We start from the raw sequence: 22,703 nt of genomic DNA, 5'->3' as shown, positions 1-22,703 counted from the left end.
CCCGCATGTCGCGGGCCTTTCGTCGTGTCGAACCGGAGTTACTTCTGCGTCAGCACCCAGGCGGCGAGCTTCTTGGCTTCCGCCTCATTCACCTGCGTGTTCGCGGGCATGGGCACGGGGCCCCAGACGCCGGAGCCGCCTTTCTGGATCTTCACGGCCAGCTTGTCCGCGGCGTCCTTCTGGCCGGCGTACTTGGCGGCGACGTCCTTGTAGGCGGGGCCTACGAGCTTCTTGTCGACGGCGTGGCAGGCCATGCAGTTCTTGCTGGTCGCGAGGGCCAGGTCGGCCATCGCGGGAACGCACGCCGCGGCGGCGGCGAGGGCGAACAGGGCACGTTTCATTGTCGGTCCTTCGAGTTGGGTTACAGTCTTCAACGCCATTGTAGTGAGCGCCGTTGACCCCTGTGCGGCACCCCCTTTCGTTCGGAGATACCCCATGCTTTTCCTCGGCCTCGGCATCCTGTTGCTCATCATGAAGTACATGGAGATCGGCCCCGTTGCCCTGTGGGACTGGTGGGTCGTGCTCTCGCCCTTCGGCCTCGCCGTCGCGTGGTGGGCGTGGGCGGACTGGTCCGGCTACACCAAGAAAAAGGCGGTCGAGAAAGAGAACGCCCGCAAGCAGGCGCGCATCGACAAGAGCCGCGCCAGCCTGGGCATGCTGCCCAAGAAGCGCAAGTAAGCCCGGCTCAGTAGTTGTCCAGCACGGCGCCCTTGCTGGCGCTCGCCGCGTTGAACGCGAACTTCGCCTGCACGCCACGTGTGTAACGCGGCGCCGGCGCCGTCCAAGCCGCGCGGCGCTTGGCGATCTCGGCATCCGGCACGTTCAGCTCCAGCTTCAGCTGGTGCGCGTCGATGGTGATCGAGTCGCCTTCGTTCACGAAGGCGATCGTCCCGCCCGCCGCGGCTTCCGGTGCCACGTGGCCCACGACCATGCCCCAGGTGCCGCCCGAGAAGCGGCCGTCGGTGATCAGGCCCACGCTCTCGCCCAGGCCCGCGCCGATCAGCGCGCCGGTCGGCGCCAGCATCTCCGGCATGCCCGGACCGCCCTTGGGGCCGAGGTAGCGCAGCACCATCACGTCGCCCGCGACGATCTTGCCGTCGAGGATCGCCTTGAGCGCCGACTGCTCGTCGTCGAACACGCGCGCGGGGCCGGTGATGACGGGGTTCTTCAATCCCGTGATCTTCGCGACCGCGCCTTCCGGCGACAGGTTGCCCTTGAGGATCGCCAGGTGGCCGTGTTCGTACATCGGCTTGTTGATCGGGCGGATCACGTCCTGGTCGGCGCGAGGTTCGTCCGGCACGTCCTTCAGCACTTCGGCGATCGTCTGGCCGGTGATGGTGATGCAGTCGCCGTGCAGCAGGCCGGCCTTCAGCAGGATCTTCATGACCTGCGGGATGCCGCCGGCCTTGTGAAGGTCCACCGCGAGGTACTTGCCGCTGGGCTTGAGGTCGCATAGCACCGGCGTCTTCTGGCGCACGCGCTCGAAGTCGTCGATGGTCCATTCCACTTCGGCCGCGTGCGCGATCGCCAGGAAGTGCAGCACCGCATTGGTGGAACCGCCGGTGGCCATGATGACGGCGACGGCGTTCTCGATCGCCTTGCGCGTGACGATGTCGCGCGGCTTGATGTCCTTCCTGATCGCCTCGACCAGCACCTTCGCCGATTCCTTCGCCGAATTCGTCTTCTCGTCGTGCGGGTTCGCCATGGTGGAGGAATAGGGCAGGGAGATGCCCAGCGCCTCGAAGGCCGACGACATCGTGTTCGCGGTGTACATGCCGCCGCAGGAGCCCGTCCCCGGAATGGCCCGCATCTCGATCTCGCGCAGGTCTTCATCGCTCATGTTGCCCGCGGCGTTCTGGCCCACGGCCTCGAATACGCTCACGATGTTCAGGTCCTGGCCCTTGTAGTGGCCGGGCAGGATGGTGCCGCCGTACACGTAGATCGCAGGCACGTTCGCGCGCAGCATGCCCATGAGGCCGCCGGGCATGTTCTTGTCGCAGCCGCCGACCACCAGCACGCCGTCCATCCACTGGCCCTGCACGCAGGTCTCGACGCAGTCGGAGATCACTTCGCGGCTCACGAGGGAGTACTTCATGCCCTCCGTGCCCATCGCCATGCCGTCCGAGATGGTGGGCGTGCCGAAGATCTGCGCGTTGCCGCCCGCTTCCTCGATGCCCGCCACGGCCGCGTCGGCGAGCTTCTGCAGGCCGCTATTGCAGGGCGTGATCGTGCTGTGGCCGTTCGCCACGCCGACCATCGGCTTCTTGAAGTCGCCCTCCTGGTAGCCCATGGCGTAGTACATCGAGCGGTTGGGCGCGCGCGACTTGCCTTCGGTGATGTTCTTGCTGCGGCGGTTGATCTGGATGGTCTTGGTGTCCATGGTGTCTCTCTCGGGTCGGGTCGTTGGGCGCCAGTATGCGCCGGGCCCGTGATTCTTTCCAATCCCTTGTTCGTGCTGTATTAATATGTGCGGCATATGAGTGAGCCTGTGATCGAGCTTCGGTTGTGGCGGCAGTTCCTGGCCGTGGCGGAAGAGCTGCACTTCGGCCGCGCCGCGCTGCGCCTGCACATGACCCAGCCCCCGCTGACCCAGGCGATTGCCAATCTCGAGCAGCAGCTCGGCGTGCGCCTGTTCGACCGCACTAAGCGCAGCGTGCGGCTCACGGCGGCCGGCCAGGCGCTGATCGACGGCGCGCGCGACCTGCTGGCGCGCGCGTCGGCGCTTCCCGGCCATGCGCGCGCCGCCGCGCATGGGGAAGTGGGGCGGCTGCGGCTGGCCTTCGTCTCCACCGTGGGCTTCGGCCTCCTGCCGCAATGGGTGCGTGGTTTCCGCGCGGAGCATCCGCAGGTGGAGTTCGAACTGATCGAGGCGACGGGGGACGTGCAACTCCAGCTCATCGAGCGCGGCGACGTGGACGCCGGCTTCATGCTCCATTCGCCCGGCTTCGTTCCGGCAGGCCTGCAGCACCTGCGCATCGCGCGCGAGCCGCTCGTGGTCGCGCTGCCGGAGGCGCACTTGCTGGCGAAGGCGCGCGCGATGCCGTTCGACGCGCTGCTGCGCGAGCCGCTGGTGATCTTTCCGCGGCGCATCGTGCCGTCTCTGCACGACGCCGTCTTCGGCATGTACCACGCCGGAGGCCGCACGCCGCAGGTCACGCAGGAGGCGATCCAGATGCAGACCATCGTGAACCTCGTTTCCGCCGGGCTGGGCATCGCCTGGGTGCCGGACAGCGTGCGGCAGTTCCAGCGCAGCGGCGTGGCGTATCGGCAGGTGAGCGGACGCAACGCGCAGCAGGTGCCGGGCTGCGAGACCAGCCTCGTGTGGCCGGACGGCGCGAACCCCGCGCTGGAACGCTTCGTCGAGTTCGCGAAAGCACGCACGGGCTCGCGTCACCCGGCCTGAGGCCGCATGGTTGAGCTGCGGGCCGCGCGGGCCTTGCAGCACAATACGGCGCATGCTCCAGTACCCACAGATCAACCCCGTCGCCCTGCAGCTCGGCCCCATCGCCATCCACTGGTACGGCCTCACTTACCTGGCCGCTTTCGGGCTCTTCATGCTGCTCGCGATGCGGCGCCTGCACCACGAGCCTTTCGTCTCCGTCCGCGGCCCCGGCGCCTGGACGCGCAAGGACATCGAGGACATGCTTTTCCTCGGCGTGCTCGGCGTGGTGCTCGGCGGTCGGCTGGGCTACTGCCTGTTCTACAAACCGGGCTACTACGCCTCGCATCCGCTGGAAATCTTCTACGTGTGGCAGGGCGGCATGAGCTTTCATGGCGGCATGCTCGGCGTGATCCTGTCGCAGGTCTGGTTCGCCCATTCGCGTGGCAAGCCGTTCTGGCAGGTGATGGACCTGGTCGCGCCCTGCGTGCCGCCGGGCCTCGCGGCCGGGCGCGTGGGCAACTTCATCAATGGCGAACTATGGGGCCGCGCGGCGGATCCGTCGCTGCCCTGGGCGATGGTGTTCCCCCAGAGCGGCTCGCTGATCCCGCGCCATCCCTCGCAGGTCTACCAGTTCCTGATGGAGGGCTTGCTGCTGTTCATCCTGCTGTGGATCTACGCGCGCAAGGAGCGCCGGCAGGGGCAGGTGGCCGCGGCCTTCCTGTTCGGCTACGGCGTGTTCCGCTTCATCGCGGAATTCTTCCGGGAGCCGGATGCGCACCTGGTGTGGCTGCAGCAGTCCACGGGGCTGTCGATGGGCCAGTGGCTGTGCGTGCCGATGATCGTCATCGGCGCCGGCTTGTGGGTGTGGTTTGGACGACGGCCCGCGCGCGTGGCGTGATAGCGGCGTTCACCGGATTTTTGAACGCAGAGGACGCAGAGGATTCGCAGAGGGCGCAGAGGAATACCGAAGGAATTTAAGAGAAGAATTTCCTTTGAATTTTCTTGATGAATTCTCCGCGTCCTCTGCGAGACCTTTGCGTCCTCTGCGTTCAAAGAGACATCTGGAGCGCCCGATTTTTCACTTGTGCTTCGGATCCAGTGCGTCCCGCAGTCCGTCGCCCAGCAGGTTGAACGACAGCACGAGCAGGAAGATCGACACCCCTGGCCACACCGCCATCCACGGCGCGTCGTCCACGAAGTTCTTCGCGGTGTTGAGCATGCTGCCCCAGCTGGGCGCGGGAGGCTGCTGGCCCAGGCCCAGGAATGACAGGCTCGCTTCCGCGATCACCGCGGCCGCGATCGCCAGCGTCGACTGCACGATCAGCGGCGGCAACACATTGGGCAGGATGTGCCGCAATGCGATGCGCCAGTGCGGATTGCCCACGGCGCGCGCGGCTTCGATGTAGTCCTCCACCTTCACTGCCAGCACCTGTGCGCGCGTGAGACGGATGAAGATCGGCGTGGCCGACACGCCGATCGCGATCATCGCGTTGGTGAGGCTCGGGCCGAGGAACGCGGCGAGCGCGATGGCCAGGATGAGGAAGGGCACCGCGAGCATGGAGTCGGTGAAGCGCGAGATCAGGCCGTCCGTCCAGCCGCCCACGTACGCCGCGAGCAAGCCGATCGGGACGCCCAGCGCCATCGAGATGCACACGGACACCAAGCCCGCCGAGAGCGACGCGCGCGCACCCCACACCACGCGCGAAAGCACGTCCCGGCCGATCTCGTCGGTGCCGAACCAGTATTCGGCGCTCGGCGCCTTGCGCACGGCGCTCCAGCTCGTCGCCATCGGGTCGTGCGGCGCGATCCACGGCGCGAGCAGCGCGAGCAGCACGAAGAAGACCACGAAGCCCAGGCCCAGCATCGCCCCGCGCCGCCGCAGCAGGCGCCGCCATGCGCGGCGTGCGGGCGTAGGCCCGCGTTCCATCACCACCGGGTCGAGGACGGCGCTCATCGCATCAGCCTCTCAGCCGCGGGTTGACGAGGAAATACGCCAGATCCGCCAGCAGGTTCAGCACGATGTACACGGTGGAGGTGAAGAGCACGACGCCTTGCACCACCGCGTAGTCGCGGTTGAACACCGCGTCGACGATCAGCTTGCCGAAGCCGGGGATCGAAAACACCTGCTCGGTGAGCACCGCGCCCGAGAGGAGCGTGCCGAACTCCAGCGCGCCGAGCGTGATGATGGGGGTCAGCGCGTTGCGCAGCGCATGCTTGAGCACCACGGTGCGCTCGTCCAGGCCCTTGGCGCGCGCCGTGCGCACGTAGTCGGCGTTGAGCACCTGCAGCATCGCGCTGCGCGTGTGCCGCATCAGCACCGCGGCGATGGCGTTGCCCAGCACGAAGGCCGGCATGATCATCGCGGCGAGGTTGCCGCGCAAATCCTCGAAGGGGCTCACGTAGCCCGACGCGGGCAGCCACCCGAGCTGCACGGAGAACAGCAGGATCATCAGGATGCCCAGCCAGAAATTGGGCGTGGACAAGCCCCACAACGCCACGACGTTCGCCGCGTAGTCCCACGCGGTGTCCTTGCCGACCGCCGACACGATGCCCGCCGGAATGCCGATCACGAGGGCGATCAGCATCGCGATGGCCGCGAGCTCCAGCGTCACCGGCAGCTTCTGCAGGATGAGGCCCAGCACCGGCTCCTGGATGCGCAGCGATTCGCCCAGGTCGCCATGCGCCACACCGGAGATCCAGTAGGCATAGCGCACGGGGAAGGGCTGGTCCAGGTGCATCTTCTGGCGCAGGTAGGCGACGACCTGCGGGTCCTGGTCTTCCCCGGCGAGGATCTGCGCCGCATCCCCGGGCAGCAGCTGCTGCAGCCCGAAGATGATCACCGACACGAAGAAGATCGTGGGGATGATGGCGGCCAGGCGCCGCAGGAAATACTTGGACATGCGAGCGTGGACCGGCTTACATCTTCAGGCCCTGGACGCGGATCAGCCCGTCGGGCACCGTGCGCAGGCCCGTCACCTTCTTGTTGTATGCCCACAGCCAGTTGCGGTGGTACAGGTAGATGATCGGGCGCTCCTTCGCCGCTTCGGCCGCCATCGTCGCGAACACCTTGATGCGTTCGGCCGGGGCGAGCGAGGTGCGCGAGCGGTTGAGCAGGTCGTCCCAGTTGGCGCGGCACTCGCCGCTGTAGTTCAGCGGCTGCTTGCAGCCGTAGAAGCTGAAGAGGTTGCCGTCCGGATCGGCGCGCCCGCTCCACGCGAGGATGTACGCATCGAACTGGCCCTTGTCCGCGAGGTTCAGCGAGGTCGCGAACTCCGTCGCCTGGATCTTCACGTCAAAGCCCGCTTCCTTCGCCATCGCCTGCACCACCTGCGCGAGGCGCTGCGCGTCGGACGTCGTCGGCGTCATCAAGGTGAACGTCGGGTTGGTCACGCCCGCTTCCTTGAGCAACTGCTTGGCGCGCGCGACGTCGCGCTTGGGCACCGGCACGTTGCGCGCGTAGAAACTGTTGCTCGGCGGCACCCACTGGTTGCCCACTTCCGCCTCGCCATCCATCGCGACCTTCACGATGCCGGCGCGGTCGAGCGAGAGCTCGAAGGCTTCGCGCACGCGCGGGTCCTTGCCCAGCGGGTTCTTCTGCGCGAGGTCGCTCTTGCCCGTGTTGATCGTGATGCCCTGGTACCCCAGCTCGGTGATGCGTGCAATGGACAGCTTAGGGTCCTTCTTGATCGAGGCGACGTCGGCGGGAGCCACGCGCTCGATGAAGTCGAGCTGGCCTGAGCGCAGGTTTGCGAGGCGCACCGTCGCGTCCACGATCGGCTGGAAGGTCACCTTGTCGAAATGGATTTCGGCCTTGTTCCAGTAGTTGGCGTAGCGCTCCAGCGTGATCTTGTCCTGGGCAATGCGCTCCACGAACTTGAAGGGGCCCGAGCACACCGGCTTGCTGCCGAAGTTGGCCGGGTTCGCCTGCGCCGCCTTGGGCGAGACCATCATGCCGGCGCGGTCGGCCAGCACGGTGAGCAGGGGCGAGAAGGGCGCGGTGAGGTTCAGGCGCACCGTCATGTCGTCCACCACGTCCACGGTGGAGACCGGCAGCAGTTCGCCGCGGCGGTTGGAGCCCGCGATGGTTTTATGGCGCTCGATGTTGTACTTCACCGCCGCGGCGTCGAACTTCTCGCCGTCATGGAAGGTGACGCCCGGGCGTAGCTTCATCGTCAGCGCCTTGTTGTCGGGCGACCACTGCCAGGAGGTCGCGAGTTGCGGGACGATGTTGAGCTTCTCGTCGATGTCCACGAGCTTGTCGCACAGCGACGAGAACACGATGCGCCCGACGAAGCTTCGCGCGAGCGAAGGGTCGAGCACGTCCGGGTCCTCGGCGAGGCCGATGCGCAAGGTCTGCGCCTGCGCGCCGGATGCGGCGGCCGCCAGCACCAGCGTCATCACCAATCTGCTGTTCATGATGTTTTCCTTTCAAGCTTCACGTCGATCAAACCGTCTCTGTCTCCAACCCTGTCGTACGGAATGCGGATTGCAGCCGTACCAGCCGTTCGTTCACCGCCCGCGCCTCGTTCGCGCGCGCGGGCGGCGCAATCTCTTCCCAGAAATGACAAGCCACCGAATGGCTCCCCTCGCTGCGCAGCACCGGCACCTCCTGCGCGCACCGCTCCCGCACGTACGGGCAGCGTGTGCGAAACCGGCAGCCCGAAGGCGGGTGGATCGGATTGGGCACGTCTCCCTGCAGCAGCACGCGTTCGCGCTTCGCGTCGGGCTCCGGCAAGGGAATCGCCGACAACAGCGCCTGCGTGTACGGATGCCGCGGGCTCGCGAACAGGCTGCGCTTGTCCGCATACTCGACAATGTGCCCGAGGTACATCACCGCCACATGCGAGGCGATGTGCTTGACCACCGCCAGGTCGTGCGCGATGAAGACATAGGCGAGGCCGAGCCGCCGCTGCAAATCCTGCAGCAGGTTGACGATCTGCGCCTGGATGGACACGTCCAGCGCCGAGACGGGTTCGTCGCAGACGACGAGCCGGGGCTGCACCGCGAGCGCACGCGCGATGCCGATGCGCTGGCGCTGCCCGCCGGAGAATTCATGCGGGAAGCGCTGCAGGTATTGCGGCGCGAGCCCGACGAGGTCCATCAACTCCGCCGCGCGCTCGTGATGCTTCCCCGGCGACAGCCCATGCAGGCGCAAGGGCTCGACCAGCGTCTGCTCCACCGTCATGCGCGGGTTGAGCGACGAGTACGGGTCCTGGAAGATCATCTGCAGCTCGCGCCGCTTCGCGCGCATCTCCTGCGGCGGCAGGGCCGTGAGGTCTTCGCCCGCGAACCAGACCTTGCCCGACGTCGGCTCCAGCAGGCGCAGCACGAGCCGGCCCACCGTGGATTTGCCGCAGCCGGATTCACCGACCAGCGCCATCGTTTCGCCGGCGTTGAGCTCGAAGCTCACGCCATCGACCGCATGCACCACCTCGGTCGCCTTGCCGAACATGCGCTTTTGCACGGGGAAGTGCTTCACCAGGTTGTCGGCGCGCAGCAGGGCCGTCATGCCATCTCCCGCACGGCCGGTGTGTCCGCGAAGCCGAGCGCCACTTCCAGCGGCGCGCGCCAGCACGCGGCCTCCTGGCCGTCGCCGAGGTCGAACAGGGGCGGGACTTCGGCACGGCACTTGTCGATCGCGAAGGGGCAGCGCGGCGCGAAGCGGCAGCCTTGCACGCGCGTCATCGGCGTGGGCACCTGCCCGCTGATCGCATGCAGGCGCGCCTGCGACTGGTGCATGCTCGGGATGGAGCCGAGCAGGCCGATCGTATAGGGATGCTGCGGATGCGCGAACAGGCGGCGAACGGGCGCGCGCTCCACGATGCGGCCCGAATACATCACCACCACGTCGTCCGCCAGCTCGGCGACGACGCCCAGGTCGTGCGTGATGAGGATGATCGCCGTGCCCGTCTCTTCGCGCAGCGTGCGCATCAGGTCGAGCACCTGTGCCTGGATCGTCACGTCCAGCGCCGTGGTCGGCTCGTCGGCGATCAGCAACTTCGGCTCGCAGGCGAGCGCCATCGCGATCATCACGCGCTGGCGCATGCCGCCCGACAGCTTGTGCGGGTACTCGTCGATGCGCTGCTCGGGAGATGGGATGCGCACGCGCCGCAGCATCTCGATCGCATGCGCGCGCGCTTCCTGCGCCGTCATGTTCCGGTGCACGCGGATGCCTTCGACCAGCTGGTCGCCGATGGTGAACGCCGGGTTGAGCGAGGTCATCGGCTCCTGGAAGATCATCGCCATGCGGTTGCCGCGCAGGCCGCGCATCTCGTCGGGCGCGAGCGTCGCGAGGTCCCTGCCTTCGAAGCGCACCGAACCGGCGCTGATGCGCCCCTGCCCCTTGGGCAGCAGCCCCATGATGGACAGCGAGGTGACGCTCTTGCCGCAACCCGACTCGCCCACGATGCCCAGCGTGCGGCCCGTCTCGACGGAAAAGCTGATGCCGTCCACCGCATCGAACTCGCCGCCTTCCTCCAGCCTGAAGCTGGTGCGCAGGCCTTCGACTTCCAGCAGGGCGCTCATTGGATGGCGCCGCTGCGGCGTGCGTGGAAGCGTTCGACTTCGGCCTCGATCACCGCGCGATCCGTGATGCCCGCGGGGCGCGCGAGCGAGGGCAGGCAGGCGGTGAAGGGCTGGAAGCGTTCCAGGCTCTTGTCGTAGAGCCGGCGCAGCTCCTGCATCGGCTCCTCGTGGTCGTCCACGCGCAGGTCCAGCGCGCAATAGGACTCCGTCGTGTAGATGAGCACGGCGGCCGCCTGCTTGCCGCGCTTGTCGCCGCCCGCGCCTTCCCCGGCCGCGAGCGCGGCGATGAGCCGTTCCGCGAAGGGCAGGGCGTCGTTCTCGCGGAACGCCTGCGCCGTGTCAGCGATCACCGCGGCGCCTGCGAGCATGTTGCCCGCGACCGAGAAACCGTCTCCTTGCGTGTGCCCGCACCATTCCACGCAGGTCTTGCCGGTGTACTGCGCCGTGCGGCCTTGCGCATCGACGACGTGCACCTGGCGCAGGTCGCGGCCTTCGTCGGCGGCAGTGACGCGCTCGATCGCCTGTTGGGGCGTGAGGCCCTCTTCGAGTGCATCGAGCACCTGCGGACCGTACATCGGATTGACGAGGGCCTGCGTCGCGACCGCGCCCACGCCGCTGCGGATGTGCGGGCACAGCGCGCCCACCGCGAAGAAGCGGCTGGCAATCGCGATGCCCAGTGCGCCCGAGGCGTCGCGCGCGATGATCGACCAGGTCATGAGAATGCTTTCGTGTGCCGCCGCGCCGGGCGGGAGCCCGGCAGGGAGCGCGCTCGGTGGCGCGCTTGGTGATGCGCTGGTTTTAGCACGAAACGAGCCAGCCGCGCATGGGGGAAAGGCCGGGAAATCGTTAGCCTGCTAACTAGACGGCGCGGCCCGCGAAAAGGGCTTGCGCGCGGCTTGGCGATGTCTATAATTATCTGTAATTACAGAAAATTATCCATGCGCCTCGTCCAGAACTCCCTCCACGCCGAAGTCGCCGCGCAGCTGCGCGACCGCATCTTTGCGGGGGAGCTGCTGCCGGGCAGCTTCCTGGATGAGGTGCACCTGGCGGAGCAGATGGAGATCTCCCGCACGCCATTGCGAGAGGCGCTGAAGGTTCTCACGGCCGAGGGCCTGGTGCGCCACGAGCCGCGGCGCGGCTGCTTCGTGAACGAGGTGACGGAGCAGGACCTGGACCAGATCTTTCCCGTGATCGCCCTGCTGGAAGGCGAGTGCGCGCGCGAAGCCGCCGCGCAGGCGACGGACGCCGACCTCGAAGCGCTGGAAGCCCTGCACGACAAGCTGCAGCGCCACGCGAAGGCCAGGCGCATCAACGACTACTACGCCGCGAACTTCACCATTCACGAGGCGATCATCGCGCTGGCCGGCAACCCCTGGCTTGCGCAGGTGATCGGGGACCTGCGCAAGATCGTCAAGCTCGCGCGCCTGCAGCAGCTCCATGCGCCGGGGCGGCTCGACCAGAGCCTGTCGGAGCACATGGCCGTCTTCGCCGCGCTCAAGGCCCGCGACCCGGAAGGCGCGGAAGCCGCGATGCGCACCCACCTGACCCGCCAGCGCGGCGCGTTGCGCGAACTGGCCCGCAACCAGAAATCAAGGCTCGCGCCATGAGCATCCTCGAGCACGCCGAACCCCGCTCCACGCGCGAGCGCCTGAAGGCCACGTTGCGCCGGCATGCCGAGGCGCTGTCGCCGCGCGTGTTGCGCCGCACGTTGACGGAGCTGCAGGCCGTCATCGAGGCGTCGGTGAGCGAAGTGGAGGGCGGTCGCCAGGCCGAAGGCGTGATGCGGTGGTATGCGCAGGCCTCGCCGGCCCAGCGGCAGGACATGTGGCTGCTCATGAGCGAGCAGTTCACCGCCGACCCCGAGCAGGTCAAGCGCGCGCAGGCGCAGTACGCGGCGGCCGTGGGCACGCCCGACGAAGCGGCGGCCGAAGTGCTGTTCCGCCGCGCGACCGTGTCGCCGCGCCGCCGCCTGCTGCAACGGTTCAGCGCCGCGCCCGGCGGCATCCGCTTCCTCGTGGACATGCGCGCGGAGATGCAGCCCCAGCTCAAGTCCGACCGGCGCCTGCGCGCGCTGGACGTCGAGATGGAGTACATGTTCTCCACCTGGTTCGACGTCGCTTTCCTCGACCTGCGGCGCATCAGCTGGGACTCGCCCGCGTCGCTCGTGGAAAAGTTGATCAAGTACGAGGCGGTGCACGACATCCGCAGCTGGGCCGACGTGAAGAACCGGCTGGACAGCGACAGGCGCTGCTATGGCTTCTTCCACCCGAGCCTCCCGGACGAGCCGCTGATCTTCGTGGAAGTTGCGCTGATGGACAGCATGGCGTCCAGCATCACGCCGCTGCTGGACGAAGGCGCGGCGCCCAGCGACCTCGCGAAGGCGACGACGGCGATCTTCTATTCCATCAGCAACACGCAGACGGGCCTGCGCGGCGTGAGCTTCGGCGATTCGCTGATCAAGCGCGTCGTGGAAACCCTGAAGGCTGAATTCCCGCGGCTCAAGACCTTCGCGACGCTGTCGCCGATCCCCGGCCTGCGGGCCTGGATGCAGAAGGCCGCGCCCGCGAAATTGCTCGAAGCGCTGGACAACCCGCTCGAACTCGGCCCGAAATCGCCCGTGCGCACCGCATTGCTGGGCTGGGCTGCGCAGTACCTGGGCAAGGAGACGAACGACGGCAAGCCGCTGGATGCGGTGGCGCGCTTCCACCTGGGCAACGGCGCGCGCGTGGAGCGGCTCAATTGGGCGGGAGACCCGTCTCCCAAGGGCCTCAAGCAGTCTTACGGCCTCATGGTCAACTATTTGTATGACCTGCGGCGCCTCGACAAACACCGCACCATGCTGGCGCAGGGACAAATCCCGATTTCTGGCGACATCGAAGACCTGTATTTTTGACCCAGGCATCCATAACAAAGGAGACAACCCCATGGATCACCGTTTCACACGGCGCGACGTGCTGCGCGCCGGCGCCGCGAGCGCCGTCGTCCTGAGCCCCCTGGCGCGCGCGCAATCCGGGTGGCCGAACAAGCCCGTCATCATGGTCGTGCCCTTTCCCGCGGGCGGCGGCACCGACGCCTTCGCGCGGCCGCTCTCGGCGCAGTTCTCCAGGCAGACGGGCAAGCAGCTCATCATCGAGAACAAGGGCGGCGCGGGCGGCACCGTCGGCGCGAGCGTGGCCTCGCGCTATGCGCCGGATGGCTACGGCCTCTTCATGGGTGCCGTGCACCACACCATCGCGCCTTCGATGTACCCCAAGCTCGACTACGACCTGGAGAAGGACTTCGCGCCCCTGCTGCTCCTGGCCAGCGTGCCGCAGGTGCTGGTGGTGAACCCGCGCCGCGTCGATGCCAGGGACTTCAAGAGCTTCCTGGAGCTGATGCGCAAGAACCCGGGCCGCTACAACTACGGCTCGGCCGGCAGCGGCACCTCGCACCACCTCGCGGGCGAGCTCTTCAAGCAGCAGACCAAGACCTTCATCACGCACATCCCGTATCGCGGCGCGGGCCCGGCGCTGCAGGACCTCATCTCGGGCAACGTGGACATGATGTTCGACGGCCTGGGTTCGTCGTCCGCGCACATCAAGGGCGGGCGCATCCGCGCGCTCATGGTCGCGGGCCCGAAGCGCAACCCGGCCTTCCCCGACGTGCCCTGCGCCGCCGAAGTGGGCTTGCCGGATTACAACGTCACCACGTGGTACGGTCTGTGGACGCCCAAGGGCACGCCCGCGGACATCCAGGCGCACATCGTCGACGAGATGCGCAAGGCGGTGAACACGGAAGAGCTCAAGGCAATATGGGCCAACAACGGCGCGGATTTCCCGACCATGACGCAGCAGCAGTACGGCGCCTTCGTCAGCGCGGAAATCAAGCGATGGTCGGCGGTGGTCAAGGCATCCGGCGCGAAGCTGGACTGAACGGAGATACATGACGGGACGCATCACTCTCACATCCGAAGGCGCGATCGCACGAGTGACGCTGTCCCATCCGGGCAAACTCAATGCCATGTCGCGCGCGATGTGGCGCGAGATGAAGACCGTCTTCGACGGCATCCACCTGTCCAGCGACTACCGCTGCGTGGTGCTCGCCGGCGAGGGAGACGCCTTCTGCGCCGGAGGCGACATCTCCGAATACCCGGACTTCCGCTTCGACGAGAACGCGTTGCGCCAGTTCCACGAAGGGGAGGTGTGGGGCGGGCTTAAAGCGATGCTCGACTGCGACATCCCTATCGTCGCGCAGATCTCGGGCGCCTGCATCGGCGCGGGCCTGGAGATCGCGAGCTGCTGCGACCTGCGCATCGCGGGCGAGGGCGCGAAATTCGGTGCGCCGATCGCCAAGCTGGGCTTTCCGATGGCGCCGCGCGAAGCGGAAGTCGTCGCGCGCGCCGCGGGCGACGTCACGGTGCGCGAAATGCTTTTCGAGGCGGCGGTGCTCACCGCAGCCGAGATGAAGTCGCGCGGCTTCCTCACGCGCGTCACGCCCGACGCGGGCGTCGCCGCGGAGGCGGCAGCGAGCGCGGCGCGCATCGCGGAGCTGTCCCCGCAGGCCGCGCGCCTGAACAAGCGCACCTTGCGCAGCGTGTCGGCCGGCGCGGGCACGCTCGCCCAGGCCTATCGCTATGCCAACAGCGCCGAACACCGCGAAGGCATCGCCGCCTTCCTCGAGAAACGACCTGCACGCTTCTGAAACCATGAGCACAGAGAACAACGAGAACCTCTTCGCCGCGATCCGCGCGGCCTTCCCGCGCGACCTGGACGAGATCGCCATCGAGACCGACACGGGCCTCGCGTATTCGTGGCGCGACCTCGACCGCGCCACCGCGATGATGGCGAACCTGCTGGCGTCGCTGAAGATTCCCGCCGGCTCGCGCATCGCGGTCCAGGTGGAGAAGTCGGTCGAGGCGGCGATGCTTTACCTGGCCACGCTGCGCGCGGGCTACGTCTTCCTACCGCTCAACACGGCCTACCAGAGCGCGGAGATCGAATACTTCATCGGCAACGCGGAGCCGGCCGTGGTCGTGTGCAGCGCGAAGAACTTCGGCTGGATCAGCAAGATCGCCTTCAAGGCCGGCACGGAACACGTCTTCACGCTGAACGACGACCGCACCGGCTCCTTGCTGGAGCGCGCCGCGCACCAACTGGACTTCCACACGCCGGCGGCGATGAAGGCCGGCGACCTCGCGGCGATCCTCTACACCAGCGGCACGACGGGGCGCAGCAAGGGCGCGATGCTCTCACACGGCAATTTGCTGTCGAATGCGCGGGTGCTCAAGGACTACTGGGGATGGAAGCCGGGGGACGTGCTGATCCACGCGCTGCCGATCTTCCACGTGCATGGCCTCTTCGTCGCGCTGCATGGCGCGCTGCTCAATGGCAGCAAGATGATCTGGCTCGCGAAGTTCGATCCGAGGCTCGCGATCGAGAAGATGCGCGGCGCCACGGTGTTCATGGGCGTGCCGACGCTGTACGTGCGCATGCTGGGCGAGCCCACGCTGACGCGCGAGGCGGTCAAGAGCATGCGCCTCTTCATCTCCGGCTCCGCGCCCATGCTGGTGGAGACGTACAACGAGTGGAAGCAGCGCACCGGCCACGCGATCCTGGAGCGTTACGGCATGAGCGAGACGATCATGCTCACGTCCAACCCCTACCACGAGAAGGACGGTGAGCGGCGCGGCGGCACGGTGGGCTTCCCGCTGCCGGGCGTCGGCGTGCGCGTGACGGGCGACGACGGCAAGGAGGCGGCACCGGGTGAGATCGGCAACATCGAAGTGCGCGGCCCGAACGTGTTCGCGGGCTATTGGCGCATGCCGGAGAAGACGAAGGAAGAGTTCACGGCCGACGGCTGGTTCAAGACGGGCGACGTCGGCAAGATCGACAAGCGCGGCTACGTGACCATCGTGGGAAGAAGCAAGGACCTGATCATCAGCGGCGGCTACAACGTGTACCCGGCGGAGATCGAGGGCTACATCAACGAGATGCCGGGCGTGGCCGAAAGCGCGCTGGTCGGCGTGCCGCATCCGGATTTCGGCGAGGTGGGCGTGGCGGTGGTGATCCCGAAGCCGGGCGCCCGGATCGACGGCGAGCAGATCGTCGCCAAGCTCAAGGCGCAGCTTGCGAATTTCAAGATCCCGAAGAAGTGCTTCGTGGTGGAGGAGTTGCCGCGCAACACCATGGGCAAGGTGCAGAAGAACCTACTGCGCGAGCAACACAAGGGGCTGTTTGGGTAGCGCTCCCTGCGTTGGGTCACCGGGGACTTAATCCAGCGGCTTTTCGGCTGTGGGCACTGGCGCGGCCTCGTCGGGCACTTTGGCGGTGTCCGACGCGTGGTGCTCCATGTGGGTCTTCTTGCCGGGCTGTGGTGTCTTGTCGGCGCCGGGCGCGACTTCCTGGTTCTGGTGCTTCTTCTCTTGAGCCACCTTCTTGTCGTGGGCGATGTTGCGGGGGTCGGTCATGGGGGCTTTCGTGATGTGAACATGGATCCTTGCCCATAAACGGTTTCGCGGGGGTAGGACAAGCCGACGTTGTAGTTCCTAAATGCGCGTGAACCGATTTCAATAGTGGAAGCGGTGCTTTTCGTGAGCTTTGCTGACCTGTTACACGGCTCGATTGTGCGTGCACGGCACTGGGTGGCTGCAGAGATGCCGCATATTTGATGCTATAAATCAAATACTTACAAATGGAAGCGGAGGGATGGATGATGCTTTGGTGCCAGTGTTATCCGACTGATTTGCTGCCTACATCAAGTTAGATTGCACATGGCACCCCAGGTTTGGCGAGACGTCCACGAACTGCTGCGGTACCTGGCCAAGAACTGGCCCTTCGATCTGGACGACCCGTTCGCGGAAAAAGAAATTCCGGTAAACGCAACTGTCTCTGGTGGAGACACACCTCTCCACGTCGTTGCGACGTGGGATGACGTGCGGGGCATCGAGCTCCTCGTACAGGCGGGCGCCGAGGTCGATTCAATTGGCGATATGACATACACCCCCTTGGCCACCGCAGTGGCGCAGGGAAGTGTGGGGGCGGCGAGAGCTCTGTTGCGTTCAGGAGCCTCGCCACACATCGCGACGGAGTTTGGTCATACGCCCTACGAAATGGCTATGCGTGACGGTTCGGAAGAAATGAAGGCGGTGTTCCGTGGCGATGCAATCTAACTTGCCGGTCGATGCGGATACGTTGCGGCAAGGCGCCGCGAGGCGCCGTTGGATATCCTGCACCTCGCGACGCCTTGCCGCAACGTGCCGATCACCTTCACGTTAGACCTCGAATTCAACGAATGCAACATTGAGGCGCCATTGATGAAGGCTCCATCAACACGACGGTCGACACAACGCGGCCATGCCGAAGGGTTAGTTCCGTTGATGACGCTGCTCGTCTACGGATTCGTAGGCCTACTGCTTGTCGTCTTCATTGCGTCGCTGCTAACGCCAATCGCGTGGCTAAAAGGCAAGTGGCGCCTCGCGGTAGTGACCTGCGTCCTAGTATTCTGGGGGCACCTCTACTGGGACAATATTCAAAGGCCAAAAGACTTGACCAAGTGGCGCCAAGCGGCTCGGGCTCAGTGCGATATCGAACAGGCGAAACTCCCGCTGTCGATCGCCGTTGATGGATTTCTTGATGAAGGGGCGGCAATGCGAAAGGACTCGCTGTTGAAGCTCTTCTCTGAACGTCGGCTTAAGTTCATTGAGGTCAAGGTTCGCCCTAGCCCGGAGGTCGCAGCGCGGGTGGCGTATCCGGATGGAGATCACGAGGGAGTGTGGGCCGTGCCGGATGTCAACACTCCATACGTTCGGCTTGAACTTGGCGAGAAGGGCGATCCCGCCTGCACCGCCCTTCCGGTGGGCGTATCAAGTCGAGCGGATCGCGCTCCCTTCTTACCCGATACCTGCATCACACTCAAGCCGCTGGCACTGCCAACTGCGCGCTACTCGCTCACTCTTCACCCGAGTACAGCGCCCGAACCCACCGAATACGGTTCGTGGACGTTCATCAATCGAGAGACTGGGGAGAAATTGGCAAAGCTCACCACCGTCGACACTTTGAATTCAATCGGTTCCGGGCAGGTCTCGCCCAGAGATGCGCAGACGCCGTATTCAGATTGCAGATCACCGCATACAGTCATTGTCGATCGGCTCACTAATTTCACCGGGAAGAACGATGGTGAACACCCCACTCAACTTCTAGAAGTTGAACTAGTCAAGCCGAACGCAGATGTAGCAAGTATCGATGCATCTGCTGCCGACGTTCCACTTTTAAAGCCGGTGATCGAGCAAACGCTTTATACCGAGCAAGAAAGTCGCGAACTCTTCAGTCCAGAGATAGGTAAGCCCGAATGGGAGTCATCTGTAGGTCGAGCCAGAGAGCGTGGCATCGCCAGCTACGGTTCGAGGCTGATTGTTTGGCCCGAACGGAAATTGGTGAGTCTTACTCCGACAGCAAAGACCAACGCATATCCCTGGCAAGTGTTCGCCGTTGACAATGGGTTCATAGTGCTTCGAACATCTCTAAGTTGGTATGAGACACCTCACAATCTTGTCGCACGGTATTCCCGCGATGGTTCGCTTGAATGGACTATCCGCATAGCCTCCCAAGCAGGAGGAAGTACCAAGTGCTCGCACTTCTGGCCTCAAGCTGTCTACTCAACTGAAACGCATCTTGTATTCGCCGACAGATGCGGGACGGTGTCAAGAGACCAGATGACGGAACCCCAGAAGACCACACACGGCGAAGTCTGGAAGGTGGCTCTAAATTCCTTGCCGGGCAGCCTTTCCACAAGCGGGGTCCGCCCACTCGCGGGCGCCCCGCATGTCAAACGTTAGGCCGCACTGTGACTGACGGTTGCGACGACATGGGCTTCACGCCTCAACCGATCGGGGCTGTCGGGCTGCGAGCGGGCCGCAGCGCGCTCACGGTCGCCGTTGCCACCCGGTCTGCCGACACGTGTCTGCTGAAGTCGCTTCAAAACATCATCGTCCAGGAGCCGCCGATCGAATGCTCTCGTTGTCGTGAGGCGACCTTCGGCCTCGGCGTTATCCGGTCTCAGATGTTCTCTCGGCTGGCCGAACTCAGGGTGCACGCGAACGATTAACAGTCGGAGCCAATTTTTGGAAGTTTTCCTCAGCCTCGGTTAGATTTGCGGAAATGCAAATCGTGCCGGGCCGAGGAAGAGAAGGACGAGGCATAAGCATCGGATGGCCTCAGCCTAACAAGGCAGTCGACACGGACCCGGAGCTTGCATCGTTTTAGTTGACACTCTGACCACATGCTCGAACTCAGACCCACCTGCGAAAACTGCAACAAGGCGCTGCCGGCCGACTCCCAGGAGGCGCGCATCTGCAGTTACGAGTGCACGTTCTGCGCGACGTGTGTCGACACCGTCCTGGGGAACGTATGCCCGAACTGCGGGGGCGGCTTCGTTGCCAGGCCCGTGCGGCCGTCGAAAAACTGGAAGGGCGACAACTTCCTGGGCAAGGATCCGGCGAGTACCAAGGTCAAGCACCGTCCGGTCGATCCGGTGGCGCATGCGCGGTTTGCCGCAGCGATCAAGTCCATTCCGCCTCGGGCGCGTTAGGCGGCGCATTCGTCGTGAACCCCGTGTCCAAAGACCCATCCTTCTCCCAAGCCGTCGCCGCCCTGGGCTATTCCTTCGACGGCGAAATCAAGATCGGCGGCAACTACGTCCCGCTGATCCGCGACGGCCACACGATCTACATCAGCGGGCAGGTGCCTCGCGTGGAGGACACCGTCGTCGTCACGGGCCGCGCGGGCGCGGACGTCAGCCTCTCGCAGGCACAGCTCGCAGCACGCATCTGCGTGATGCGTGCACTCGCGCTGCTGCAGCGCGCGCTCGGGTCCCTCGACAACGTGCGCGCGATCCTGAAGGTGAACGTCTATGTGCAATGCACGGACTCCTTCACGCAACACAGCGAGGTCGCGGACGCGGCGTCGGAGCTTCTTTTCTCCATCCTCGGCCCGGCCGGCGCGCACACGCGTACGTCGGTGGGCGTGTACCAGTTGCCGAAGAACGCGACAGTGGAGCTCGACCTGGTCGCGGCTGCGCACGAGGGCGGTTGACCGCGGACTACCCGCCGGCAACCGCGCGCTTGCGCCGCTCTGCGTCGGATTTCCTCATAACTTCATCGCATTTCGTACGGGTAGCGGAGTTGCAGCGACATTAGACTTCGCCGTTCACTGACCCGTGAGAGCGGGGAGAGAACTTTGAACAAGTACGTTTTCCGCTTCGGGATAGTCACGGTTGTTTCGGACCTCGTCCGCACCGCTTTGGAGGCATTGCTGAAGCGAGAGTTCGGGGCAGGGTTCGTGCTCGCTTCCGCATTGGCGGCTTCCATGTTCGCTGCATACTCTTTCGCGAAAGACCACGACAGGGAGCCGAGCCCCGAAGAAAAGCACGAGTTTGCCTGGAGGGCCGTCGGCGTTTACTTGGCGTCAGCTTTCATTATGGCGGCCATCACGGTTCTGATCACTCCATTGGCAGGCGTGGCCATCCGCCAACTGTTCACGGGATCGTTCCTCTCTGTGGCCATTCCAGTTTGCCTAATAGCGTCCGTGATCTACTACCGCGGAATCCGATGGGTCTTCGGGCGATTTGCCAGACTGTCTGTGGAAAGGTGGACCTGAAATGGGAAAGTTCGAATGAATGAACTCTGGAATCGCTTCGAAAACTGGTTGTCGGTCCACTGGCCGGATGTGTTGCCCGACCTGAATCCCCCCGCGACCAACGAGGAAATCGCCCAGCTCGAGGAGGCGCTCGGTGTAACGCTTCCATCGTCGTTTGTCGAGTGCCTGAAGATCCACAACGGTCACTCGACGGCGGAAGGTTTGTTCGACGGTTTCGAATTCCTTTCGACCGCGGAAATTCTGGATCAGTGGAGCATCTGGAAAGACCTGGTCGATGCCGGCGACTTCGAGGGAGCCGAGTCGGAGCCGCATGACGGCGTTCGCGGCGACTGGTGGAACGTGCGGTGGATCCCGATCACCCATAACGGCGGAGGCGATCACATGTGCATCGACCTGGATCCGGACGAAGGCGGGAAAGCCGGCCAGATCATTTCCATGTGGCACGACATGGCCGACAGGGAACTCCTGGCAGCCAGCTTCGAGGACTGGTTCAGAAACTACGTGGCGGCCGTGCTCGCTGGAGAGTATGTGGTGGAGGATGGTGCGCTGGTGCGCGAGGACTAAGCTGCGCTCAACGCCACGCCACCGTTCAACCTCTCCATCACCGACGTCCTCACATTCCCCGGCGCCCGCTCCAGAATTCCCGGCCACTTCGCCTGCGCCTCCTTCACGGATTCCCTGCACAAGCGCATCAACGCCGCAGGGCGCAGCAGCCTCGCGCTCGCGATCAGCGCCTCCAGATCTCCCCACCCGAACGCCCGAAGCCGCCGATCAATCTCCCGGTTGATCCCATAGACGTCCGGCCCGATCTCGCCAAAAAATGCGCTCACGCACACCGGGTCATACAGCGGCGCCAGGTGCGGCTCCCGCCCATCGGGGTACACCAGCGCCCAGTTTTTCAAATGCGCATCCGTGTTGCCCATGAGGATGAACGCGACGAAGCGCTTGAGGAATTCCCGCGTGTCCTGCGCCGGCTGCGTCGACAACTCGTTGAGCAGCGCGAGCATCCGCGCGTAGTCCTGCTGGATGCCCCTGCCGTACTTGTGGCGCGGCGGGTAGTTGAGCGCCTGCGCGAATTCCTCGATGTGGATGCGCCGGCCGTCGTGACGGTCGAACCGCTTCACGGCCAGGATCTCGTCGAAGGGCACATGCCCCGGCAGGTCCGCATCGGCCTTGGAGATGACATGCGCGTGCGCGCATTCCAGGCCGAGCGCCGCGCACAGTTCGTATCCCGCATATTCGTTGGCCACCAGGTCGGGGTGCGCCGTGGAGGGCAGCTTGAGGATGTATTCGCCGGCCGCGCCGTGCCGCTTCACCACATACCTGCGTCCCTCCTGCACCGCGGAAAACTTCGTCACCGCCCCGGGCAGGGCGGCGGCGTCTTCGACCGGCTCCTCGACGAAGCCCGGCTCCAGCACGTCGAGGCCGAGCGCCGTGTGCCAGTGCCGCACGACGTCGGGGATGTCCCCGTCATGCGTGGTGGTCTCCACCTCCAGCGCGCCCATGAGGTCGTGCCCGGCGGCGGCGAGCAGCTCGAATTCATCCTCGGGATCGCACCCGCGCTCGCGCGCCAGACGTTCGCGGTTGTGGCCCTCCGGGAGCAGGTTCTGGAAGTAGACGGGCCAGTGTCCGTCGGCGCGCACCAATCGCTCGTCACGCGCCGCACGCAGGATCGCCTGCGTCTGCGTCTCCGTCGCGCCGCGATAACTGAGCGAGACGGACAGGCGCTGCGGATCGGCGATGTACGCCTCGTCGAACGACACCCGCATGATGTCCCCGTACTGCGACAGGTACCCGACCGGCTGCCTGCCGCCCCCTGGCGCGTGGAGGTACAGCCGCAGGTAGCGGATCGAGGTGGTCATGCGCCTGCGGGCTTGCCGATCTCGATGAGGTCGACGACCGATCGGGGCGCACCGACGCCGGGCGGCTGCGCCACCAGCTTGCCGCCGGAGCGCACGAAGCCCTCGACTTCCGCGCGCAGGTCGCGGGGGACCAGCATGATCTCCATGCCCATCGCGCGGGCGAGTTCCTGCACGGTGGACAGGCGCGGATCGAAGCCGGCCTCGATGCGGCCCACCGTCATGCGGTTCACCCCGGAGCGCTGCGCCAGTTCCGCCTGGGTGAGGTGGGAGGATTTGCGGGCACCTTCCAGCTCCACAATAATG

The 22,703-nt window shown here is 65.5% G+C and carries 25 protein-coding genes; 14 read left to right on the top strand and 11 right to left on the bottom strand.

Annotation, left to right across the window (positions count from 1 at the left end):
- Positions 1-38: 38 nt before the first annotated feature.
- On the bottom strand, positions 39-341 hold the full coding sequence (locus I5803_RS05385; protein WP_196985366.1) for a c-type cytochrome: 303 nt from the start codon (positions 339-341) through the stop codon (positions 39-41).
- Positions 342-435: 94 nt separating this feature from the next.
- On the opposite strand from I5803_RS05385, the gene I5803_RS05380 reads away from it, so the two are divergent.
- A complete protein-coding gene (locus tag I5803_RS05380; protein ID WP_196985365.1) occupies positions 436-678 on the top strand; it encodes a TIGR04438 family Trp-rich protein in 243 nt (80 codons plus the stop codon).
- A gap of 7 nt (positions 679-685) precedes the next feature.
- Here the strand turns inward: I5803_RS05380 and ilvD are convergent, their stop codons facing one another.
- On the bottom strand, positions 686-2,380 hold the full coding sequence (gene ilvD / locus I5803_RS05375) for a dihydroxy-acid dehydratase (RefSeq protein WP_196985364.1): 1,695 nt from the start codon (positions 2,378-2,380) through the stop codon (positions 686-688).
- 96 nt (positions 2,381-2,476) lie between these two features.
- Between ilvD and I5803_RS05370 the strand changes: the two genes are divergently transcribed.
- Both I5803_RS05370 and lgt read left to right on the top strand, forming a co-directional pair.
- Positions 2,477-3,403, top strand: coding sequence for a LysR family transcriptional regulator (locus I5803_RS05370; protein WP_196985363.1), 927 nt, complete (start codon positions 2,477-2,479; stop codon positions 3,401-3,403).
- Positions 3,404-3,455: 52 nt separating this feature from the next.
- Positions 3,456-4,280 carry a prolipoprotein diacylglyceryl transferase gene (lgt, locus tag I5803_RS05365; protein WP_196985362.1) on the top strand — a complete coding sequence of 275 codons (825 nt, stop codon included), beginning with the start codon at positions 3,456-3,458 and terminating at the stop codon, positions 4,278-4,280.
- A 180-nt stretch (positions 4,281-4,460) separates the two neighbouring features.
- On the opposite strand, the gene I5803_RS05360 is transcribed toward lgt, so the two are convergent.
- Genes I5803_RS05360 through I5803_RS05335 form a run of 6 tightly spaced genes read right to left on the bottom strand, consistent with a single transcriptional unit; the run spans position 4,461 to position 10,623 of the window.
- The gene (locus tag I5803_RS05360; protein ID WP_196985361.1) at positions 4,461-5,336 is read right to left on the bottom strand and encodes an ABC transporter permease; all 876 of its coding nucleotides are present in this window, start codon (positions 5,334-5,336) and stop codon (positions 4,461-4,463) included.
- A gap of 4 nt (positions 5,337-5,340) precedes the next feature.
- The gene (locus I5803_RS05355) at positions 5,341-6,282 is read right to left on the bottom strand and encodes an ABC transporter permease (RefSeq protein WP_196985360.1); all 942 of its coding nucleotides are present in this window, start codon (positions 6,280-6,282) and stop codon (positions 5,341-5,343) included.
- 16 nt (positions 6,283-6,298) lie between these two features.
- Positions 6,299-7,798, bottom strand: coding sequence for an ABC transporter substrate-binding protein (locus tag I5803_RS05350; protein WP_196985359.1), 1,500 nt, complete (start codon positions 7,796-7,798; stop codon positions 6,299-6,301).
- Positions 7,799-7,826: 28 nt separating this feature from the next.
- Positions 7,827-8,891: an ABC transporter ATP-binding protein gene (locus I5803_RS05345; protein WP_196985358.1), complete on the bottom strand. Its 1,065-nt coding sequence runs from the start codon at positions 8,889-8,891 to the stop codon at positions 7,827-7,829.
- A complete protein-coding gene (locus tag I5803_RS05340) occupies positions 8,888-9,907 on the bottom strand; it encodes an ABC transporter ATP-binding protein (RefSeq protein ID WP_196985357.1) in 1,020 nt (339 codons plus the stop codon). The genes I5803_RS05345 and I5803_RS05340 overlap by 4 nt, the downstream gene beginning before the upstream one ends.
- Positions 9,904-10,623 (bottom strand): DUF1028 domain-containing protein, encoded by a 720-nt coding sequence (locus tag I5803_RS05335; protein ID WP_196985356.1) that lies wholly within the window; start codon positions 10,621-10,623, stop codon positions 9,904-9,906. Before I5803_RS05335 ends, I5803_RS05340 begins: the two co-directional genes overlap by 4 nt.
- Positions 10,624-10,845: 222 nt before the next feature.
- Here I5803_RS05335 and I5803_RS05330 point away from each other — a divergent pair, with 222 nt between their 5' ends.
- The 5 genes from I5803_RS05330 to I5803_RS05310 are packed head-to-tail and all read left to right on the top strand — an operon-like array spanning position 10,846 to position 16,127.
- A complete protein-coding gene (locus tag I5803_RS05330; protein ID WP_196985355.1) occupies positions 10,846-11,514 on the top strand; it encodes a GntR family transcriptional regulator in 669 nt (222 codons plus the stop codon).
- On the top strand, positions 11,511-12,800 hold the full coding sequence (locus I5803_RS05325) for a malonyl-CoA decarboxylase (protein ID WP_196985354.1): 1,290 nt from the start codon (positions 11,511-11,513) through the stop codon (positions 12,798-12,800). The genes I5803_RS05330 and I5803_RS05325 overlap by 4 nt, the downstream gene beginning before the upstream one ends.
- Positions 12,801-12,831: 31 nt before the next feature.
- Positions 12,832-13,818: a Bug family tripartite tricarboxylate transporter substrate binding protein gene (locus tag I5803_RS05320; protein ID WP_196985353.1), complete on the top strand. Its 987-nt coding sequence runs from the start codon at positions 12,832-12,834 to the stop codon at positions 13,816-13,818.
- Between the two features lie 10 nt (positions 13,819-13,828).
- On the top strand, positions 13,829-14,587 hold the full coding sequence (locus I5803_RS05315) for an enoyl-CoA hydratase/isomerase family protein (RefSeq protein WP_196985352.1): 759 nt from the start codon (positions 13,829-13,831) through the stop codon (positions 14,585-14,587).
- Positions 14,588-14,591: 4 nt separating this feature from the next.
- Complete coding sequence (locus tag I5803_RS05310) at positions 14,592-16,127, top strand: malonate--CoA ligase (protein WP_231402339.1); 1,536 nt, start codon at positions 14,592-14,594, stop codon at positions 16,125-16,127.
- A 27-nt stretch (positions 16,128-16,154) separates the two neighbouring features.
- On the opposite strand, the gene I5803_RS05305 is transcribed toward I5803_RS05310, so the two are convergent.
- Positions 16,155-16,352 carry a hypothetical protein gene (locus I5803_RS05305; protein WP_196985350.1) on the bottom strand — a complete coding sequence of 66 codons (198 nt, stop codon included), beginning with the start codon at positions 16,350-16,352 and terminating at the stop codon, positions 16,155-16,157.
- 303 nt (positions 16,353-16,655) lie between these two features.
- On the opposite strand from I5803_RS05305, the gene I5803_RS05300 reads away from it, so the two are divergent.
- The 6 genes from I5803_RS05300 (at position 16,656) to I5803_RS05275 (ending at position 21,102) form a co-directional block, all read left to right on the top strand.
- Complete coding sequence (locus I5803_RS05300; protein ID WP_196985349.1) at positions 16,656-17,054, top strand: ankyrin repeat domain-containing protein; 399 nt, start codon at positions 16,656-16,658, stop codon at positions 17,052-17,054.
- A gap of 48 nt (positions 17,055-17,102) precedes the next feature.
- Entirely contained in the window at positions 17,103-18,719 is a 1,617-nt protein-coding gene (locus tag I5803_RS05295; RefSeq protein WP_196985348.1) for a hypothetical protein, read from the top strand.
- A gap of 443 nt (positions 18,720-19,162) precedes the next feature.
- Entirely contained in the window at positions 19,163-19,471 is a 309-nt protein-coding gene (locus I5803_RS05290) for a DUF1272 domain-containing protein (RefSeq protein WP_196985347.1), read from the top strand.
- A gap of 23 nt (positions 19,472-19,494) precedes the next feature.
- The gene (locus tag I5803_RS05285; protein WP_196988465.1) at positions 19,495-19,974 is read left to right on the top strand and encodes a RidA family protein; all 480 of its coding nucleotides are present in this window, start codon (positions 19,495-19,497) and stop codon (positions 19,972-19,974) included.
- 144 nt (positions 19,975-20,118) lie between these two features.
- The gene (locus I5803_RS05280; protein WP_196985346.1) at positions 20,119-20,538 is read left to right on the top strand and encodes an ABZJ_00895 family protein; all 420 of its coding nucleotides are present in this window, start codon (positions 20,119-20,121) and stop codon (positions 20,536-20,538) included.
- 15 nt (positions 20,539-20,553) lie between these two features.
- The gene (locus I5803_RS05275) at positions 20,554-21,102 is read left to right on the top strand and encodes an SMI1/KNR4 family protein (protein ID WP_196985345.1); all 549 of its coding nucleotides are present in this window, start codon (positions 20,554-20,556) and stop codon (positions 21,100-21,102) included.
- Here the strand turns inward: I5803_RS05275 and I5803_RS05270 are convergent.
- Both I5803_RS05270 and I5803_RS05265 read right to left on the bottom strand, forming a co-directional pair.
- A complete protein-coding gene (locus I5803_RS05270) occupies positions 21,099-22,400 on the bottom strand; it encodes a type II toxin-antitoxin system HipA family toxin (RefSeq protein ID WP_196985344.1) in 1,302 nt (433 codons plus the stop codon). The two genes, I5803_RS05275 and I5803_RS05270, sit on opposite strands and share 4 nt — an antisense overlap.
- Positions 22,397-22,696, bottom strand: a complete 300-nt coding sequence (locus tag I5803_RS05265) for a helix-turn-helix transcriptional regulator (RefSeq protein WP_354001624.1) — start codon at positions 22,694-22,696, stop codon at positions 22,397-22,399. Before I5803_RS05265 ends, I5803_RS05270 begins: the two co-directional genes overlap by 4 nt.
- Positions 22,697-22,703 lie beyond the last annotated feature (7 nt).

The sequence above is a fragment of the Caenimonas aquaedulcis genome, from assembly GCF_015831345.1.
Classification (GTDB): Bacteria; Pseudomonadota; Gammaproteobacteria; order Burkholderiales; family Burkholderiaceae_C; genus Ramlibacter; species Ramlibacter aquaedulcis.
This window is presented reverse-complemented; position numbering and strand designations above follow the sequence as displayed.